This is a genomic window from Streptosporangium sp. NPDC003464, assembly GCF_053588315.1.
Map to the genome: position 1 here is coordinate 1 of NZ_JBSFPS010000242.1, position 15,349 is coordinate 15,349.

Genomic DNA, 15,349 nt, shown 5'->3' on the forward strand with positions numbered 1-15,349 from the left:
CGCTGCTACCACTCCGCCTGCGACACCACCTCCAACATCAACAGCACCGCGCTGGACCGCAACAGCGACGCCATCGCCAACGCCCTGTGGAAGCTCGCCGTGGGGAACACCCCTCCTCCCACGGACGACTACTCGGTCTCGGTGAGCCCGTCCTCGGCCTCGGTACAGCCCGGCCAGTCGGCCAGTGCGACGCTCAGCACCCAGGTGACCTCCGGTAACGCGCAGGCCGTCCTGCTGAGCGCCACCGGTCTGCCCGCCGGCACGACCGTCTCCTTCAACCCGGCGAACATAACCTCCGGCCAGTCCTCCGCGGTCACGGTCGCCACCTCGGCGAACACGCCCGCCGGGACCTACACGATCAACCTCAACGCCGACGGCGCGAGCTCCGACCGCTCCGCCTCCTTCAGCCTCACCGTCAGCGGCGGGCAGGGCGGCACGACCTGGGAGGTCTGGACCCCGTACGCGGCCGGGGACACGGTGACCTACAACGGCGTCAGCTACCGATGCCTGCAGGGTCACACCTCACTGCCCGGCTGGGAACCGCCGAACGTCCCCGCCCTGTGGCAGCCGATCTGATCGGCTGAGAACCGCTCAGCGGAGCACGACCCCTGACGGAGCACGGCGGGCGGGCATGGCCGCCCGCCGTGCTCCTTTCTCCACGGGCCGCTCCGCGCGTTGTGATTGGACTATCCGAAAAGGGTAGGTATGCGCTGCTGAATCACCGGAAGTTTCGCCAGAGTCGAGGACGAGGCGGTCATCATGATCACCAGCCGGCCACCGGCGCTGCCCGGAGACGCGGGAGACGCCGGACGGGGACGTGTCGGCCGGCGTCCGGCCGGATGAGCACCGGACCCCGGCCGGGCGGGACGTCGACCGCGCAGCGGCCGGAGGGGACGGACCCACGCCGGTGGAAGGCGCTGACCGTCTGCCTGGTGGCCGGCTTCATGACCCTGCTGGACGTCAGCATCGTCAACGTGGCGCTGCCCTCCATCCGCACCGGGCTGGACTCCCCGCAGAGCGCCCTGCAGTGGGTGGTGTCCGGTTACGCGCTCACCTTCGGGCTGGTGCTGGTGCCCGCCGGGCGCTTCGGCGACATGCGGGGCCGGCGCGACGTCTTCGTCTCCGGCGTCGCCCTGTTCACCCTGGCCAGTGCGGCGGCCGGAGTCGCCCAGAACCCGACCTGGCTGGTCGTGGCGCGGCTCGTCCAGGGGGTGGCGGGCGGGGTGATCAACCCGCAGGTCAGCGGCCTGATCCAGCAGCTCTTCCGGGGTGCGGAGCGGGGCCGGGCGTTCGGGCTGCTGGGCGCCACCATCGGCATCTCCACCGCGATCGGCCCGCTGCTCGGCGGGCTGCTCATCCATCTCGGCGGCGGGCACGACGGGTGGCGCCTCGTCTTCTACGTCAACGTGCCGATCGGCGTCCTGGCCATGGTGCTGGCATACCGCTACATCCCGCCCCGGGCGCGGGACGGACGGCGGCGGGAGAGCATGGACCCGGTGGGCGTGCTGCTGCTGGCCGCCGGCGTCGTGCTGGTGCTGCTGCCGCTCGTCGAGGGGCAGCAGTGGCACGGCCGGGACAGGTGGCTGCCGCTGGCCGCCGGGCTCGCCGTGCTCGCCGGCTTCGTGGAGTGGGAGCGCCGGTACGGGCGGCGCCGCGAACCGGTGGTCAACCTGTCGCTGTTCGGCAGGCGCTCCTACGCCCTGGGCGCCCTGATCGCGGCGCTCTACTTCGCGGGTTTCACCGCGATCTTCTTCGTGCTGACCCTGTACCTGCAGGACGGCCTGCGCTACCCCGCCCTGGAAGCGGGCCTGGCGAGCATGCCGTTCGCGGCGGGCTCGGCCGCGGCCTCCGTGCTGGGGGGCCGGGTCGTCACCCGGCTCGGCCGCCCGCTGGTGGTGCTGGGGCTGGTGCTGGTCGCCGTCGGTCTGACCGTCACGGAGCTCGCCGTGCGCCTGGTCCCCGGTCAGGAGGTGGCCTGGGCGATCGCGCTGCCGCTGCTGGTGGCCGGGCTCGGCAGCGGCCTGGTGATCTCCCCCAACCAGACGCTGACCCTGTCGGAGGTCCCGGTGGCCGAGGCCGGCACCGCCGGCGGCGTGTTGCAGACGGGCCAGCGGATCGGCACCGCCCTCGGCATCGCGGTGGTCGGCTCGGTGTTCTTCGCCGAGGTCGCCTCCTCGCACGGCGACTACGCCCTGGCGTTCCGGCGCGCGCTGCTGGTCACCATCGGCTTCGTGCTGGTCGCGCTGGCCGTGGCCCTCACCGACGTGGTCGCCGCCCGCCGCGCCGGACGCCGGGCGGGCGCCCGCGGGGTCACCGGGGCGGAGCGGGCGCCGAGGGCGCCCGAGTGAGCCGGTACGGCGGGCGGGTGTGGGGCCTGCCCGCCGTACCACCCGTCGGGGGACGGGCCGACGAGCCGGTACGGCGGGTGGCTGTGGGGTCCGCCCGCCGTACCATCCGTCGAGGCGGCGGGCGGGCGGGGCCTGCTCCCCGGACCCGGCCGGTTGATCAACCGCGTGTCCGGCGCGGTCCGGCGGAGGACCTCAACGCTTGTAGGCGATGCCGCCGTACATGAGCTGCTGGCCCACCGTGAGCTTCCTGGGGACGGGTCCGTCGGGCCGCCACAGGGGCAGCGGGACGACGCCCGGGTCGAGGAGCTCGAAGCCGTCGAAGAAGGCGGTGATCTCCTCCGGCGTGCGGAACCGGCCGGTGCCGAGCAGCGCGAGGTACTTCTGCTCGGCGTCGCGCGATTCCTGGGTGGAGGCGCAGAAGTGGGTGATGAACAGGTAGCTGCCCGGCGGGACCGCCGCCATGTACGCCTCGACGATCGCCCGGGGGTCCTCGTCGTCGTGCAGGTGGTGCAGGATGCCGACCAGCATCACGGCCACCGGGCGGCCGAGGTCGATGAGGTTCTTGAAGGCCGGGTCGGAGAGGATGGCCTCGGTGTCACGCAGGTCGGAGGTGATGACCGCCGTGCGGTCGTTCTCCGCGAGCAGCGCCCGGCCGTGGGCCAGCACCATCGGGTCGTTGTCGACGTAGACGACCCGCGACTCCGGATTGGCGCGCTGCGCGACCTGGTGGGTGTTCTCCTCCGTCGGCAGCCCCGAGCCGAGGTCGACGAACTGGGTGATGCCCTGGCCGGACAGGAAGCGCACCCCCCGGCCGAGGATCTGCCGGTTGTAGGTCGCCACGTCGTAGATCTCCGGGACGACCTTCACGATCTCGGCGACGAAGGCGCGGTCGACCTCGAAGTTGTCCTTGCCGTTGAGGACGACGTCGTAGGCCCTGGCGATGCTGGGCCGGGTCGTGTCGATGCCGGCGTTCCGCTCGCTCCGATTGTCGGCCACAGGGGTCCTTCCTCGTCATCCCGGGGCAGTTCAAATGATCATAAGTGGTGAAGGGACTCTGATATGCGTCTTTTGCCGATTAACGGAGGACCGATTCCCCGCTCCGGCGAGGTCTACTTCGACGGGCCGCTCAGCACCGTGAAGGTGATGCCCGCCCGCTGGAGCCGCTCGATCAGCGCCCCGCCCATCGCCACGGCCGTGGTGACCTGGCCACTGACCGGCGGCAGGTCGTCGAAGGCCAGGCAGAGCGCCGACTCGGCGAGCATCTTGGCGGTCTCGTCGTAGCCGGGGTCGCCGCCCGCCACCTCGGTGACGACACGCTTGCCGCCGCCCCGGCCGAGGAAGGTGACCTTGAACCAGCTCCTGGCCCGCTGTTCGGGGGTGGGCCCGTCGCCGGAGGCGGTCCGGCCGAGCAGCCAGGAGCGGACCGGGGGGAGCTGGGCGAGCGCGACGAGGGCGCCGGTGCCGGCCACGAGCCCCAGCGCGGCGGGCAGCCGCCTGACGGCGACGTGGTGGCGGTAGGTGAAGTCGGGGCCGTAGCGCTCCAGCGCGCGGGCCGAGCGCGCCACGATCCGCGGGTCGATCGTGGGCAGGGGCAGGGCCCAGCCCCCCACGTAGCGGGGCGGTCCGGCGGTGCCGCGCGCGCGACGGCCGATGGGCCGCCCTTCGGCCGCGCGCCGGGCGAGCGCGGCCCGGGCGGTCTGCCGGGGCCGGGAGATCGCCGTGAGGGCGGAGTGGACGGTGCCGCCCGACGGCTTGCCGTTGCCCCGCACGAACCCGTCCACCTCGATCGGCACCCCCTCGGGGAGCCGGTTGACGGTGAAGTAGGCGCCGAGGTCGTGCGGGACGGAGTCGAACCCGCAGGCGTGCACGATCTTCGCCCCGGTCCGCTCGGCCCGGTGGTGGTGGCGGGTGAACATCAGGTCGACGAACTCCGGCTCGCCGGTGATGTCGGCGTAGTGGGTGCCCGCGTCGGCGCAGGCGGCCACGAGCGGCTCGCCGTAGGAGAGGTAGGGGCCCACGGTGGTGGCGACGACCCTGGCCTGGCGGGCCAGCTCCGCCAGCGAGGCCGGGTCCGTCACGTCCGCGTGGAGCAGCGGCAGCTCGGGCAGGCCGATGCGGTCCCTGACCGCTCCGAGCTTGGCCCGGTTGCGGCCGGCCAGCGCCCAGCGGCAGCCGGGACCGGCGCTGCGGGCCAGATACCGCGCGGTCAGCTCGCCGGTGAAGCCGGTGGAGCCGAAGAGCACGATGTCGTACGGGCGGTCGTCAGGCATGGGCTGGGACTCCTCCCCGGCACGGCCACGCGCAAGCCGTACGGACCGAATGTGGTTCTGTTCACCTTGCCACAGGAGCGAGCACCCGGGGAAGGACACCCTCGCCGGACCGGCACGCCTCCTCCAGGTGGGGGTGGCCGGACAGCACGGATCCCTCGATGCCGGGCGCAGCGAGGCTGTCCGGCTGGGCTTGGGCCCACTCATCGCCGGCCAAATAACCTACAAAATCAATCGGTAATAGCGGTTATTCCTTGCCCGCCCTTCCGCGCACTGATTGGTAGGTTCAGGTAAACAACCGACATATGACCAGATGGAGGACCGTACGGTGGAGGTCGAGCAGACGGCGCTGCCCGGAATCGGACTACGGCACGAGTTCACCACCCGCTCGGGCCGGCGCATCGGGATCGTCTCCCACCGGACCGGCCGTCGCGACTTAGTGATATACGACCCGACCGACCCCGACCGGGCGTGCGAGACGATAAAACTGAACGACGAGGAGGCCGACGCGCTCTGCGAGCTCCTCGGCGCCCCGCGCATCGTGCAGCGGCTCAACGCCCTGCACCGCGAGGTCGAAGGGCTGGTCAGCCTGCAGCTCCCCATCCTGTCCGGCACGCCGTACGCCGGCCGTCCGATGGGTGACGCGCGCGTGCGCACCCGCACCGGCGCCTCCATCGTGGCCGTGGTCCGCGCCGGCCAGGTCTTCGCCAGCCCCGGCCCCGACTTCGTGTTCACCGACGGCGACGTGGTCGTCGTGGTGGGCAGCCCGGAGAGCACCGCCGCCGTCGCCGACATCCTGACCAACGGTTAGGGCAGCGGGTGCACTCGACAGCGATCCTGTTCCTGGAGTTCGGCGCCGTCCTTCTCGGGCTCGGCATTCTCGGGGCCCTCGCCATGCGCGTCGGCATCTCCCCCATCCCCCTCTACCTGGTCGCTGGACTGGCCTTCGGGCAGGGTGGCATCCTGCCCCTGGCCACCAGCGAGGAGTTCATCTCGGTCGGCGCCGAGCTCGGCGTCATCCTGCTGCTGCTCACCCTCGGCCTGGAGTACAACGCCGACGAGCTGGTGACGAGCCTGAAGGGCAACGCCCGCGCCGGCGTCGTCGACCTGGTGCTCAACGCGGCCCCCGGCGCGGTCGCCGCGCTGCTGCTCGGCTGGGGCCCGGTGGCCGCGGTCGCCATGGCCGGCGTCACCTACGCCACCTCCTCGGGCATCACCGCCAAGGTCCTGTCCGACCTGGGATGGATCGGTAACCGGGAGACCCCGGTGGTGCTGTCCCTGCTGGTCTTCGAGGACCTGACCATGGCGGTCTACCTGCCGATCCTGACCGCCATGCTGGCCGGGGTGAGCTTCGTCGGCGGCGCGGTCACCGTGGGCATCGCGCTGGCCACCGTCAGCGTCGTCCTGCTGCTCGCCCTGCGCTACGGCCGCCTCATCGAGGCGTTCATCTCCAGCCCCAACTCGGAGGTGCTGCTGCTGAAGCTGGTCGGGCTCGCGCTGCTGGTCGCCGGAGTGGCCCAGCAGCTCCAGGTCTCGGCCGCGGTCGGCGCGTTCCTGGTCGGCATCGCGGTCTCCGGTGAGCTGGCCGAGGACGCCCAGGCACTGCTGACCCCGCTCCGCGACCTGTTCGCCGCGGTGTTCTTCGTCTTCTTCGGCCTGCAGACCGACCCCACCAAGATCGGCCCGGTGGCCGGGCTGGCCGCGCTGCTCGCCCTGGTCAGCATGGTCACCAAGCTGCTCACCGGCGCCTACGCCGCCCGCCGGGCGGGGATCGCGAAGGCCGGACGGGCGCGGGCGGGCATCGCGCTCATCCCCCGCGGCGAGTTCAACATCGTGATCGCGGGCCTGGCCGTGGCCGCCGGGGTCCATCCCGACCTCGGCCCGCTGGCCGCCGCCTACGTCCTCATCCTCGCCGCGTTCGGCCCGCTGGCCGCCCGGCTCGTCCAGCCCCTCATCACCGCCATCGCCAAACGCACCTGACCGGTCAGGCGGTCGCCTGCGGCGCGTGGTCCCTCGCCGGGCCACGCGCCGTACGCGTTCCGGGGCCTGCCGGCCGGATGCGTTCCGGAGCCTGTCAGGGGCGTGTGAGGAGGCCGGGCCGGCCGCGCGCTCAGCCGGTGGCCCACTCCGCGGCGAGCAGCTCGTAGGAGCGGACCCGGTCGGCGTGGTCGTGGGTGATGGTGGTGACGAGCAGCTCGTCGGCGCCGGTGACGTCGCGCAGGACGCGCAGCCGCTCGGCGACGGTCCGCGGCGAGCCGACGAACTGGGTGGCCACCCGGTCGGCGACCAGCGCGCGGTCCTCCTCGGTCCACTCGTGGGCGGCGGCCTCCTCCGGCGTCGGGAACGGGATCGCGCCCGCGCCGGTGCGGATGCTGCGCACCCACAGCCCGTACGGCGAGGCGAGCTCGCGGGCCGTGTCGTCGTCCTCGGCGACGACCACGTCGGCGGAGACGATCAGACGGGGCGCGGCCAGGGTCGCCGAGGGCTTGAACGCCTCCCGGTAGGCCTCGGCCGCCTCCAGCACGGTGGACGGGCTGACGTGGTAGTTCGCCGCGAACGGCAGCCCGCGCTCCCCCGCCACCTGCGCGCTCTGCCCGCCGCTGCTGCCCAGCACCCACAGCTCCACGTCCGCGCCCTCACCCGGCACGGCGTGCGCCGCCAGCCCGTCGGCCGACCGGTAGGTCCCGGCCAGCAGCGCGATGATGTCGTCCACCTGGTCGGCGAAGTCCGGGCTCCGCGCGCCCGGCTGCTGCAGCAGCGAGCCGTACAGCGTGAGGATCGGCGAGGCGGCGAGCGCGGCGAAGGAGAACCCCTCCGGGATGAGCAGCCCGTCGACGACCCTGGCGGGCGGGGACGGCCGCGGGGGCTTCTCGGCGAGTTCGGCGAACTCGGCCTTGCGCCGGCCCGACCGGCCGAGCCCCAGGTCGATGCGGCCCGGATGCAGCGCGTCGATCAGGCCGAACTGCTCGACCACGGCGAGGGCCGTCTGGTGGCCGAGCTGCACGGCGCCGGAGCCGACCCTGATCGTGCTGGTCGCGGCCGCCACCAGGGCGATGAGCACGGCGGGGGCGGCGCTCGCGACGCCGGGCGCGAAGTGGTGCTCGGCCAGCCAGTAGCGGCGGTAGCCGAACTCCTCGGCGCGCCTGGCCAGGTCCAGTGTGTTGCGCAGCGCGTCGCCGGCCGTCCCCCCGGAGGGGACGGGAGAAAGGTCGAGGATCGACAGGGAGGTCATGACTGCCCTCCGTACCGGGGGAACGGCCGGCTGGGGATCTCCCTGCGCAGCACGGGGGCGATCTCGCTCTGGAAGAGTTCGAGGGCGGCCCGGTGCTGCTTGTCGGTCAGGCCGTCCGCGTCGGCGTGCAGATGCATGACCTCGTGCCCGAGCCTCTCGTGGTAGCGGTGGACCTTGTCGATGATCTGCTGGGGGCTGCCGACCAGGATCGAGCTGCGCTCGATCGCGTCCTCCAGCGTGTGGAAGACCGGGTCCACCCCGACCTTCTTGAACAGCGCCAGACGGGCGTTGAAGATCGGCCGGTAGGTCTCGATCGCGTCCTGGGAGTTCCTGGCCGCGTAGTAGCCGGCGCTGCCCGCGCCGACGAGGGCGTCGGCGGGGTCGTGGCCGTGGAACTCCCAGCGTTCCCGGTAGTGGTCGACCAGCTCGGCGTAGGGCTCGACCGGGTTGGTGACGTTGGCGGAGAAGAGCGGGTCACCGTAGCTCGCGGCGAGGTCCACCGACTCCCTGCTGGTGGCGCTGCCGTGCCAGACGCGGATGGGCCGCTGCAGCGGGCGCGGCCAGGTCTCGGCCTCCACCAGCGGCGGCCGGAACCGGCCGGACCAGGTGACCTTGTCCTCGCGCCACAGACGGCGGAACAGCTCGTAGCTCTCCCGGTTGCGGTCCCACTGGTCCGCACCGGTCACGTGGAAGAGCTGGGCCTGCGCGGCCCCGTTCCCCTTGCCGATGATCAGCTCCAGGCGACCGTCGGAGAGGTGGTCGAGGGTGGAGTAGTCCTCGAAGGCCCGGACCGGGTCGAGCAGGCTCAGCGTGGTCACCGCGGTGAACAGCTTGATGGTGGAGGTCCTGGCGGCGATGTGGCTGAGCACGACCGGCGGGGAGGAGGAGATGAAGGGGCGCTCGTGCCGCTCCCCCACGCCGAAGCCGTCGAAGCCGAGCTCCTCGGCGAGGACCGCGTTGTCCACCACCTCGCGCAGGCGCGCGCCGGTGGACTTCAGCTCGCCGGTGATGGGGTCCGGTCCGTGCACGATCAGGGTGATGGCCAGGAACTTCATACGTCGCCCTCCAGTCCGAGGTGGCCGCGGAGCGTGGTCGTCCCGTATTCGGCGCGCAGCACCCCGCGCTCCTGCAGCAGCGGGACGACCTTGTCCACGAACTCGTCCAGCCCGGTGGGCGTCAGGTGCGGCACCAGGATGAAGCCGTCGGCCGCGTCGCTCTGCACGGACCCGTTGATCTCCTCGGCGACCCGCGCGGGCGAGCCGATGAAGGACTGCCTGCCGGTGACCTCGATGACGAGGTCGCGGATGCCGAGTTTCTTCGCCTCGGCCAGGGCCCGCCACTCGGCCGCCGTCTTCAGCGGGTCCCTGGACATGCGGGTGCGGCCCTTGACGATGGACTCCTCCGAGACGTCCGGGTCGATCTCCGGCAGCGGGCCCTCGGGGTCGTAGGCCGACAGGTCGCGGTTCCAGAGCTGCTCCAGCAGCAGGATCGCCGTCTGCGGGCTGACCTGCTGGCGCCGGATGTGGTCGGCGTTCTCCTGGGCCTCGGCGTCGGTGTCACCGAGGGCGAAGGTCGCGCCGGGCAGGATCTTCAGCGAGCCGGGGTCCCTGCCGTGCGCGGCGACCCTGGCCTTGATGTCGCGGTAGAAGGCCCGCCCCTCCTCCGGCCTGCCGTGCCGGGAGAAGATGGCGTCGGCGGTGGCCGCCGCGAACTCCCGGCCCCCTTCGGAGTCGCCGGCCTGGATGGTCAGCGGGTGACGCTGCGGGCTGCGCGGCACGGTGAAGTGCCCGCCGATGTCGAAGTGGGCGCCCCGGTGGGCGAACGCGCCCGCCCCGGCGGCGGCGAACGTTCCGGTCGCGGGGTCGGCCACGAGGTCCTCGGCGGCCCAGGAGTCCCAGAGCTCGCGGACCGTCCGCACGAACTCCTCGGCGCGCTCGTAGCGCTGGGAGTGGTGCAGGTAGCCGCCCCGCCGGAAGTTCTCCCCGGTGAACGCGTCGGAGGAGGTGACGACGTTCCATCCGGCCCGGCCGCCGGACAGGTGGTCGAGGCTGGCGAGCTTGCGGGCGAGCTCGTAGGGCTCGTTGAAGGTGGCGTTGACCGTCCCGGCCAGCCCCAGGTGGGTGGTGACCGCGGCGAGGGCGGACAGCACGGTGAGGGAGTCCGGGCGGCCGACCACGTCGAGGTCGTGGATCCTGCCGCGCTGCTCGCGCAGCCGCTGGCCGTCGGCGAGGAAGAAGAAGTCGAACCTGCCGCGCTCGGCCGTCCGCGCGAGGTGGGCGAAGGAGGCGAAGTCGATCTGGCTGCCCGAGGCCGGGTCGCTCCAGACGGTCTGGTTGTTCACGCCCGGGAAGTGGGCGGCGAGGATGACCTGTTTCATCGTCGGCTCCCCGCGTAGCGGCTGACGGGACGTGGCAGGCCGAGGTGGCCGCGGAGCGTGGCCGCCTCGTAGGCGCGCCGGAAGACGCCGCGCCGCCGCAGCTCCGGGACCAGGCCCCGGGTGATCGCGCTCAGGTCGGCCGGCAGTACGGCGGGGCGCAGCCGGAAGCCGTCCAGACCCGCCCGGCGCCAGTCCAGGAGCAGGTCGGCGAGCTGCTCGGGGGTGCCGGCGAAGATCGCGGCGTCGGAGGCGTGCGCCGCGCCGTCGAGCCCGTCGAGCCGGGCCCTGCGCTCCCCGGCGTCCTGTCCCAGGAAGACGACCAGGTCGGCGAAGACCTTCAGCGGACCGGGGGCGAGCCCGCGGATCTCCCGCACGACGGCGCGCGCCTGCTCGCCGTCGTGCGGGGTGACGTGGACGACGTCGGTGCTGCGCGCGGCGAACTCGTACGGTATCCGGGAGTGGGCCAGCGCGGTGACCGGCGGCTGCCCCTGGGGCGGCCGCGGGACGATCGAGGGGCCCCTGACGCTGAACCGGGGGCCTTCGAAGTCGATGTGGTGCAGCTTGTCGCGGTCGACGAAACGGCCGGTGGCCACGTCGCGGATCACCGCGTCGTCCTCCCAGCTGTCCCAGAGGCGGCGGACCGCCTCGACGGCGTCGGCGGCCTCGTCGAACAGCTCCTGGATCAGGCGGACGCTCTCGGGGCGGTCGAAGCTGTCCGGCCGGAGCTCGGGGATGTCGCGGCGGCCGAAGTGGGCGGCCTCGGCGCGGCGGCCGGAGACCTGCACGCGCCACCCGGCCCGCCCGGCGCTGACGTGGTCCAGGGTGGACAGGGCGCTGGCGACGTGGAAGGGCTCGGTGTGGGTCGTCGTGACCGTGGGCACCAGCCCGATCCTCCGGGTCAGCGGGGCGACCCGCGAGGCCACGAGGACCGCGTCGAACCGGCCCCGCACCTGGTCGGTGCGGCCGTCGGGGCCGTCCAGACGGGTGGTCTGCAGGGCCAGGGAGTCTTCGATGGTGACGAAGTCGAGCAGGCCGTGCTCGGCTTCGGCCACGAGGCCGGCCCAGTAGGCGGCGGTGAACAGTGTTTTCGGGGTGGCGGCGGGGTCACGCCAGGCCGCCGGATGCCATCCGGCGCCGTCGAGTGCGACGGCGAGATGGAGAGGAGCTGCCGACATGTCCCGAAGATAACACTAAAACCCGAAATTCCTACATGTTTAGTTGGATTTATGGAGGGGATTGACCACCCGGACCCCTCCCGCCCACGCTGCGCCTGAGCCGATCGACAGGAGGCCCATGCCGCACATCGACCTGCCCACCGACACCCCCGGGATCGGCGGCCTGTTCCGCTACCGGCCGCAGACCGCCCTCCCATGTCCCAGGGGGATACATGACCATCGCACCCGCCGGCCCCACCGGCTGAGGGGGCCCGGCGGTCCTCGATCTCACGGCCCCGGCGGCGGGGCTCCCGGCCACCAGGGGGGCGCCGCCGCCGGGATCTGGTAGGCATTTGCGCGTGACGCGTTTCCTGACACTCCTCGCGACGGCCCTCCCCCTCCTGGCGGCCACCGGCCCGGTGTCCGCCGCCTCCCCCGCCAAGCCGCACGTCCCGGCCGGGATGACCGCCGGATACGCGGTCTTCGACCGGCAGGCCGGCAAGGTCACCGCCCACCGCAACGTGCACCGGAAGTTCCGGTCCGCGTCGGTGGTGAAGATCCTGATCGCGATCGACTACCTGGAGTCGCACAAGAACGTCCCCAAGAGCGACCTGGCGCTCCTGAAGGTCATGCTGCGGGTCAGCGACGACGACGCGGCGAGCTCCTTCTGGGACCGGGGCGGCAAGGGACAGATCATCAAGCGGATGGCGCGCAAGCTGCGGCTGACCGACACCACTCCCCCGCCGGCCGGCTGGCCCGGGTTCTGGGGCTACACCTCGATCAGCGCGCTGGACATCGTCCGCACCTACCGCTACCTGCTCGACCAGGCGGACCCGGAGGTCAGCGGCCTCGTCCTCGGCCACCTGCGCAAGGCCGGCCAGTGCGGCTCCGACGGCTTCGACCAGTATTTCGGCATACCCCGCGGGGTCGCCCGCCCGTGGGCGGTCAAGCAGGGCTGGTCGGGGTACGGCTCGACGCCCCCGGTCCGGTGCCGGCAGAGCGGCGCTCCCGGATCCGCACCGGCCGCGGGCACGGCCCAGAACACGCCGGGCACGGACACGGCACAGACCACGGCCGCCTCGCCGGCGCCGGCCGGGGGCGCCGGGGTCCCCGACTTCGGCCATCCGGTGCTGCACACCACCGGGCTCGTCGGCCCGGGAGAACGGTGGATCATGGTCCTGCTCACCGCCCACCCCACCGGGACCACCTGGCAGCGCTCCACCGGCCAGGTGACCAGGCTGGCCGGTGAGGTCCATCGCAGCGGGACCTCGTGATCCCGGGGTCGCCGGGGCGGCCCGCCGGCCGGCCCCCAGCCTGGCAGCGCCCCCGGCGAACCTGATCCACGAGACCACGGGAATGCTAAAATGGCCGGTTCCCCCGGTACCGCTCATCAGCGCGGTACCCGGCTCCTGGGGTGAAGGCCGTGATGCCGACGATGAGGGTTTCCCAGGCGAAGAACGGACTGAGCGCACGCCACGGAGGACGTCGTCCCCGGAAGTCGCGCCTCACCCGCATCGCCGGGCTCGTGCCCTGCGCCGCCCTCTTGGTCGCGAGCTGCTCACTCACCTCCGGGCCGACGGCCACGGCACCATCGGACACGGCGATCGGGCCGGCCCGTTCATCACGGCCCGGCACGCCGACCGCACCCCCCTCCGCACCGAGGCGGCCGGCGCTGATCGTGCTGCTTGCCCAGGACGGCAAGCTCCGGCTCGACGATCCGGTGTCCAAATACGTCCCGGATGTGCCCAACGACAAGAACATCACCATCGCAGAGCTGCTGAAGATGCGGGGCGGGCTTTACGACTACACGGACGCGCCCGAGTTGGCGGCGGCTCTGGATGCCGACCCGACGAAGGTCTGGACACCGCAGGAGGTGCTGGCCATCGCGTTCCGGCACCCGCCGCGGTTCCCGCCCGGCACGTCCTACGACTACAGCAACACCGACTACGCGTTGCTGGGTCTGACAGCCGAGAAGGCCGGTGGGCGCCTGTTGGCCCAGCAGTTCCAGGACCGGTTGTCCGGCCCGCTCAGGCTGCGGCGGACTTCGCTTCCCGCCGCCGACGACAACTCCGTCCCGGATCGCTACTCGCACGGCTACATGTACGGCGGGTCCTCCTACGCGCTGGTCGACAGGCAGTACCCCGCCGACATGCGGACCGCCGCGCGGAACGGAACACTCCAGCCCGTCGACCACACCTACCAGAACCCCTCCTACGCCACCGCCGCCGGTGGCGCCGTCTCCACCGCGAACAATCTGGCCACGTGGATCCGGGCACTGGTCTCCAGCAAGGTCTTGAACGCCGAATACCAGCGACAATGGCTCCACAGCCTGCAACCCGAGGACCCGGGTCGGAAAGCCATACCGTCAGGTGGTCCGCCGGCCAAGGGGTGAATGCATGCGCTTGGGCACGGCCATCCGCCATGCCTCCTCGACCAGCTCCCGCATCTCGGGCCCGTCGATCGCCTCCAGCCACACCTGGACCCAGTTGTAGCGCTCGTCGGAGGGCCGGGGCAGGTGGAACTTCCCCGGCTCGGCCGCGATCAGCGCGGCCCTCTCCTCCTTGGGGAAGGCGAACCCCATGGAGGTCTCGTCCGGCGAGATCGCGACGTAGACGATCCTGCCCACCCGGAACGTCACCCGGTCCCTGACGAGCCTCTCCTCGGTCCGGGGCAGCTCCATGGCCACGCGGCGGACGTCGTCACCTGTGATCATCGGGACGCCCCGTCGAGGGCGGCGGTGAGGCGGCGCAGCGTGCGCTGCAGATCGAGCAGCTCGGCGAGGTCGAGACCGGTGGCCTCGAAGATCCTGCCGGGGACCTCCAGCGCCGGCTCCCTCAGCCCGGCCCCCTCGGGCGTGAGCCGTACCAGCACGGAGCGCTCGTCGGCGGCGCTGCGCTCCCGGCGCACCAGCCCCGCCGCCTCCAGCCTCTTGAGCAGCGGCGACAGCGTGCCCGAGTCGAGGCGCAGGGCCGTGCCGAGCTCCTTGACCGTCACCGGCTGGCGCTCCCAGAGCACCATCATCGCCAGATACTGCGGATAGGTCAGGCCGAGCTCGCGCAGCTCCTTGCGGTAGACACCGTCCAGCGCCCGCGACGCGGCGTGCACGTCGAAGCAGAACTGGTTCTCCAGCAGCAGCATCGTCACGGCACGCAGTATATCAACTTGACTGCATCCAACTTGATTGCACACAATTCAATTGCAGGCAATCAATATATCCTCGATCCTCCAGGAGAACCCATGAGCACGCTCTACACGGCCGCCGCCACCGCCTCCGGACGCGAGGGACGGGCGGTGTCCTCGGACAACCGTCTCGACGTGACGCTCGCCCCGCCGAAGGAGCTCGGCGGCTCCGGCGAGGGCACCAACCCCGAGCAGCTGTTCGCGGCGGGCTACGCCGCCTGTTTCGCCGGCGCGCTGCAGTTGGTCGCCAAGCGCGAGAGGGTCGACGTCTCCGACGCCTCGGTGACGGCCGAGGTGGGCCTGGTGCCCGACGGCAGGGCCTACGGGCTGACCGTGACGCTGCGCGTGGAGCTCCCCGATGACCTGCGGGGTGAGGCCGGCACCGCCCTGGTCGAGGCCGCCCACCAGGTCTGCCCCTACTCCAACGCCACCCGGGGCAACATCCCGGTCAACCTGGTGATCGAGTGACGGTCACGTCCGGAGGAGGGGGCGGCGGCCGGCGAAGCCGAGATCCTCGCGGTGATACCAGGCCAGGTCGCGGTCCCCTTCGAGCCAGCACAGCAGGACCGGCACCCCGTCGAGCACCGAGGGGAAGTCCAGCAGCAGGGGCGCGACCCCCTTGATCTCGATCCCCCGCGCCTCGAACCAGCCGAGGATCTCATCCAGCCGCGCCTCCAGCGCCTTCGCCTCCGGCAGACCGCCGCCCGAAGGTGATGCAAAGCAGGGCTAAAGCCGCATACCCCAGCCGGTGAAACCGGAACGAGCAGCGATGTTGACGGTGAAGCCGTGCC

At 72.2% G+C, this 15,349-nt stretch carries 17 protein-coding genes; 8 read left to right on the forward strand and 9 right to left on the reverse strand.

Annotated elements, in window-relative coordinates; genetic code table 11:
* Together ACWDS7_RS37475 and ACWDS7_RS37480 are read left to right on the forward strand one after the other, a co-directional pair.
* Nucleotides 1–576 (forward strand): carbohydrate-binding protein (locus ACWDS7_RS37475; RefSeq protein WP_399965829.1); only part of this gene is annotated, 576 nt, incomplete at its 5' end.
* A gap of 263 nt (nt 577–839) precedes the next feature.
* Nucleotides 840–2,348: an MFS transporter gene (locus ACWDS7_RS37480; RefSeq protein ID WP_451933117.1), complete on the forward strand. Its 1,509-nt coding sequence runs from the start codon at nt 840–842 to the stop codon at nt 2,346–2,348.
* A 192-nt stretch (nt 2,349–2,540) separates the two neighbouring features.
* Here the strand turns inward: ACWDS7_RS37480 and ACWDS7_RS37485 are convergent, their stop codons facing one another.
* Nucleotides 2,541–3,344 carry an SAM-dependent methyltransferase gene (locus tag ACWDS7_RS37485; protein ID WP_451933118.1) on the reverse strand — a complete coding sequence of 268 codons (804 nt, stop codon included), beginning with the start codon at nt 3,342–3,344 and terminating at the stop codon, nt 2,541–2,543.
* 113 nt (nt 3,345–3,457) lie between these two features.
* The gene (locus tag ACWDS7_RS37490) at nt 3,458–4,618 is read right to left on the reverse strand and encodes a saccharopine dehydrogenase family protein (RefSeq protein ID WP_451933119.1); all 1,161 of its coding nucleotides are present in this window, start codon (nt 4,616–4,618) and stop codon (nt 3,458–3,460) included.
* Nucleotides 4,619–4,943: 325 nt separating this feature from the next.
* Between ACWDS7_RS37490 and ACWDS7_RS37495 the strand changes: the two genes are divergently transcribed.
* Together ACWDS7_RS37495 and ACWDS7_RS37500 are read left to right on the forward strand one after the other, a co-directional pair.
* A complete protein-coding gene (locus ACWDS7_RS37495; RefSeq protein WP_451933129.1) occupies nt 4,944–5,426 on the forward strand; it encodes a cation:proton antiporter regulatory subunit in 483 nt (160 codons plus the stop codon).
* Between the two features lie 8 nt (nt 5,427–5,434).
* Nucleotides 5,435–6,595, forward strand: a complete 1,161-nt coding sequence (locus ACWDS7_RS37500; RefSeq protein WP_306874827.1) for a cation:proton antiporter — start codon at nt 5,435–5,437, stop codon at nt 6,593–6,595.
* Nucleotides 6,596–6,725: 130 nt separating this feature from the next.
* Here the strand turns inward: ACWDS7_RS37500 and ACWDS7_RS37505 are convergent, their stop codons facing one another.
* From ACWDS7_RS37505 to ACWDS7_RS37520, 4 genes are read right to left on the reverse strand one after another with little or no spacing between them, the layout of a single operon-like run.
* Nucleotides 6,726–7,847, reverse strand: a complete 1,122-nt coding sequence (locus tag ACWDS7_RS37505) for an LLM class flavin-dependent oxidoreductase (RefSeq protein WP_451933120.1) — start codon at nt 7,845–7,847, stop codon at nt 6,726–6,728.
* On the reverse strand, nt 7,844–8,902 hold the full coding sequence (locus tag ACWDS7_RS37510; RefSeq protein ID WP_451933121.1) for an LLM class flavin-dependent oxidoreductase: 1,059 nt from the start codon (nt 8,900–8,902) through the stop codon (nt 7,844–7,846). The genes ACWDS7_RS37505 and ACWDS7_RS37510 overlap by 4 nt, the downstream gene beginning before the upstream one ends.
* The gene (locus tag ACWDS7_RS37515) at nt 8,899–10,224 is read right to left on the reverse strand and encodes an NtaA/DmoA family FMN-dependent monooxygenase (protein WP_451933122.1); all 1,326 of its coding nucleotides are present in this window, start codon (nt 10,222–10,224) and stop codon (nt 8,899–8,901) included. Before ACWDS7_RS37515 ends, ACWDS7_RS37510 begins: the two co-directional genes overlap by 4 nt.
* Nucleotides 10,221–11,399, reverse strand: a complete 1,179-nt coding sequence (locus ACWDS7_RS37520; protein ID WP_451933123.1) for an LLM class flavin-dependent oxidoreductase — start codon at nt 11,397–11,399, stop codon at nt 10,221–10,223. Before ACWDS7_RS37520 ends, ACWDS7_RS37515 begins: the two co-directional genes overlap by 4 nt.
* Nucleotides 11,400–11,517: 118 nt before the next feature.
* Between ACWDS7_RS37520 and ACWDS7_RS37525 the strand changes: the two genes are divergently transcribed.
* The 3 genes from ACWDS7_RS37525 (at nt 11,518) to ACWDS7_RS37535 (ending at nt 13,770) form a co-directional block, all read left to right on the forward strand.
* Entirely contained in the window at nt 11,518–11,727 is a 210-nt protein-coding gene (locus ACWDS7_RS37525; RefSeq protein ID WP_451933124.1) for a hypothetical protein, read from the forward strand.
* A gap of 10 nt (nt 11,728–11,737) precedes the next feature.
* Nucleotides 11,738–12,652, forward strand: a complete 915-nt coding sequence (locus tag ACWDS7_RS37530) for a hypothetical protein (protein ID WP_451933125.1) — start codon at nt 11,738–11,740, stop codon at nt 12,650–12,652.
* A gap of 404 nt (nt 12,653–13,056) precedes the next feature.
* The gene (locus ACWDS7_RS37535; protein ID WP_451933126.1) at nt 13,057–13,770 is read left to right on the forward strand and encodes a serine hydrolase domain-containing protein; all 714 of its coding nucleotides are present in this window, start codon (nt 13,057–13,059) and stop codon (nt 13,768–13,770) included.
* Here the strand turns inward: ACWDS7_RS37535 and ACWDS7_RS37540 are convergent.
* Both ACWDS7_RS37540 and ACWDS7_RS37545 read right to left on the reverse strand, forming a co-directional pair.
* A complete protein-coding gene (locus ACWDS7_RS37540) occupies nt 13,744–14,091 on the reverse strand; it encodes an MmcQ/YjbR family DNA-binding protein (protein ID WP_451933127.1) in 348 nt (115 codons plus the stop codon). The genes ACWDS7_RS37535 and ACWDS7_RS37540 overlap by 27 nt on opposite strands.
* Entirely contained in the window at nt 14,088–14,516 is a 429-nt protein-coding gene (locus ACWDS7_RS37545) for a MarR family winged helix-turn-helix transcriptional regulator (protein ID WP_451933130.1), read from the reverse strand. The genes ACWDS7_RS37540 and ACWDS7_RS37545 overlap by 4 nt, the downstream gene beginning before the upstream one ends.
* 99 nt (nt 14,517–14,615) lie before the next feature.
* Here ACWDS7_RS37545 and ACWDS7_RS37550 point away from each other — a divergent pair, with 99 nt between their 5' ends.
* Nucleotides 14,616–15,026 (forward strand): organic hydroperoxide resistance protein, encoded by a 411-nt coding sequence (locus ACWDS7_RS37550; RefSeq protein ID WP_451933128.1) that lies wholly within the window; start codon nt 14,616–14,618, stop codon nt 15,024–15,026.
* 3 nt (nt 15,027–15,029) lie between these two features.
* On the opposite strand, the gene ACWDS7_RS37555 is transcribed toward ACWDS7_RS37550, so the two are convergent.
* Nucleotides 15,030–15,254 (reverse strand): DUF2203 domain-containing protein, encoded by a 225-nt coding sequence (locus ACWDS7_RS37555; protein ID WP_451933131.1) that lies wholly within the window; start codon nt 15,252–15,254, stop codon nt 15,030–15,032.
* Nucleotides 15,255–15,349: the final 95 nt, after the last annotated feature.

What these genes read in the sequence shown, in the direction of transcription:
- ACWDS7_RS37480 (WP_451933117.1), top strand. Translation starts at nt 840, where the DNA reads ATGAGCACCGGACCCCGGCCGGGCGGGACGTCGACCGCGCAGCGGCCG.
- ACWDS7_RS37490 (WP_451933119.1), bottom strand. Translation starts at nt 4,618, where the DNA reads ATGCCTGACGACCGCCCGTACGACATCGTGCTCTTCGGCTCCACCGGC.
- ACWDS7_RS37505 (WP_451933120.1), bottom strand. Translation starts at nt 7,847, where the DNA reads ATGACCTCCCTGTCGATCCTCGACCTTTCTCCCGTCCCCTCCGGGGGG.
- ACWDS7_RS37510 (WP_451933121.1), bottom strand. Translation starts at nt 8,902, where the DNA reads ATGAAGTTCCTGGCCATCACCCTGATCGTGCACGGACCGGACCCCATC.
- ACWDS7_RS37515 (WP_451933122.1), bottom strand. Translation starts at nt 10,224, where the DNA reads ATGAAACAGGTCATCCTCGCCGCCCACTTCCCGGGCGTGAACAACCAG.
- ACWDS7_RS37520 (WP_451933123.1), bottom strand. Translation starts at nt 11,399, where the DNA reads ATGTCGGCAGCTCCTCTCCATCTCGCCGTCGCACTCGACGGCGCCGGA.
- ACWDS7_RS37525 (WP_451933124.1), top strand. Translation starts at nt 11,518, where the DNA reads ATGCCGCACATCGACCTGCCCACCGACACCCCCGGGATCGGCGGCCTG.
- ACWDS7_RS37540 (WP_451933127.1), bottom strand. Translation starts at nt 14,091, where the DNA reads ATGATCACAGGTGACGACGTCCGCCGCGTGGCCATGGAGCTGCCCCGG.
- ACWDS7_RS37545 (WP_451933130.1), bottom strand. Translation starts at nt 14,516, where the DNA reads ATGCTGCTGCTGGAGAACCAGTTCTGCTTCGACGTGCACGCCGCGTCG.
- ACWDS7_RS37550 (WP_451933128.1), top strand. Translation starts at nt 14,616, where the DNA reads ATGAGCACGCTCTACACGGCCGCCGCCACCGCCTCCGGACGCGAGGGA.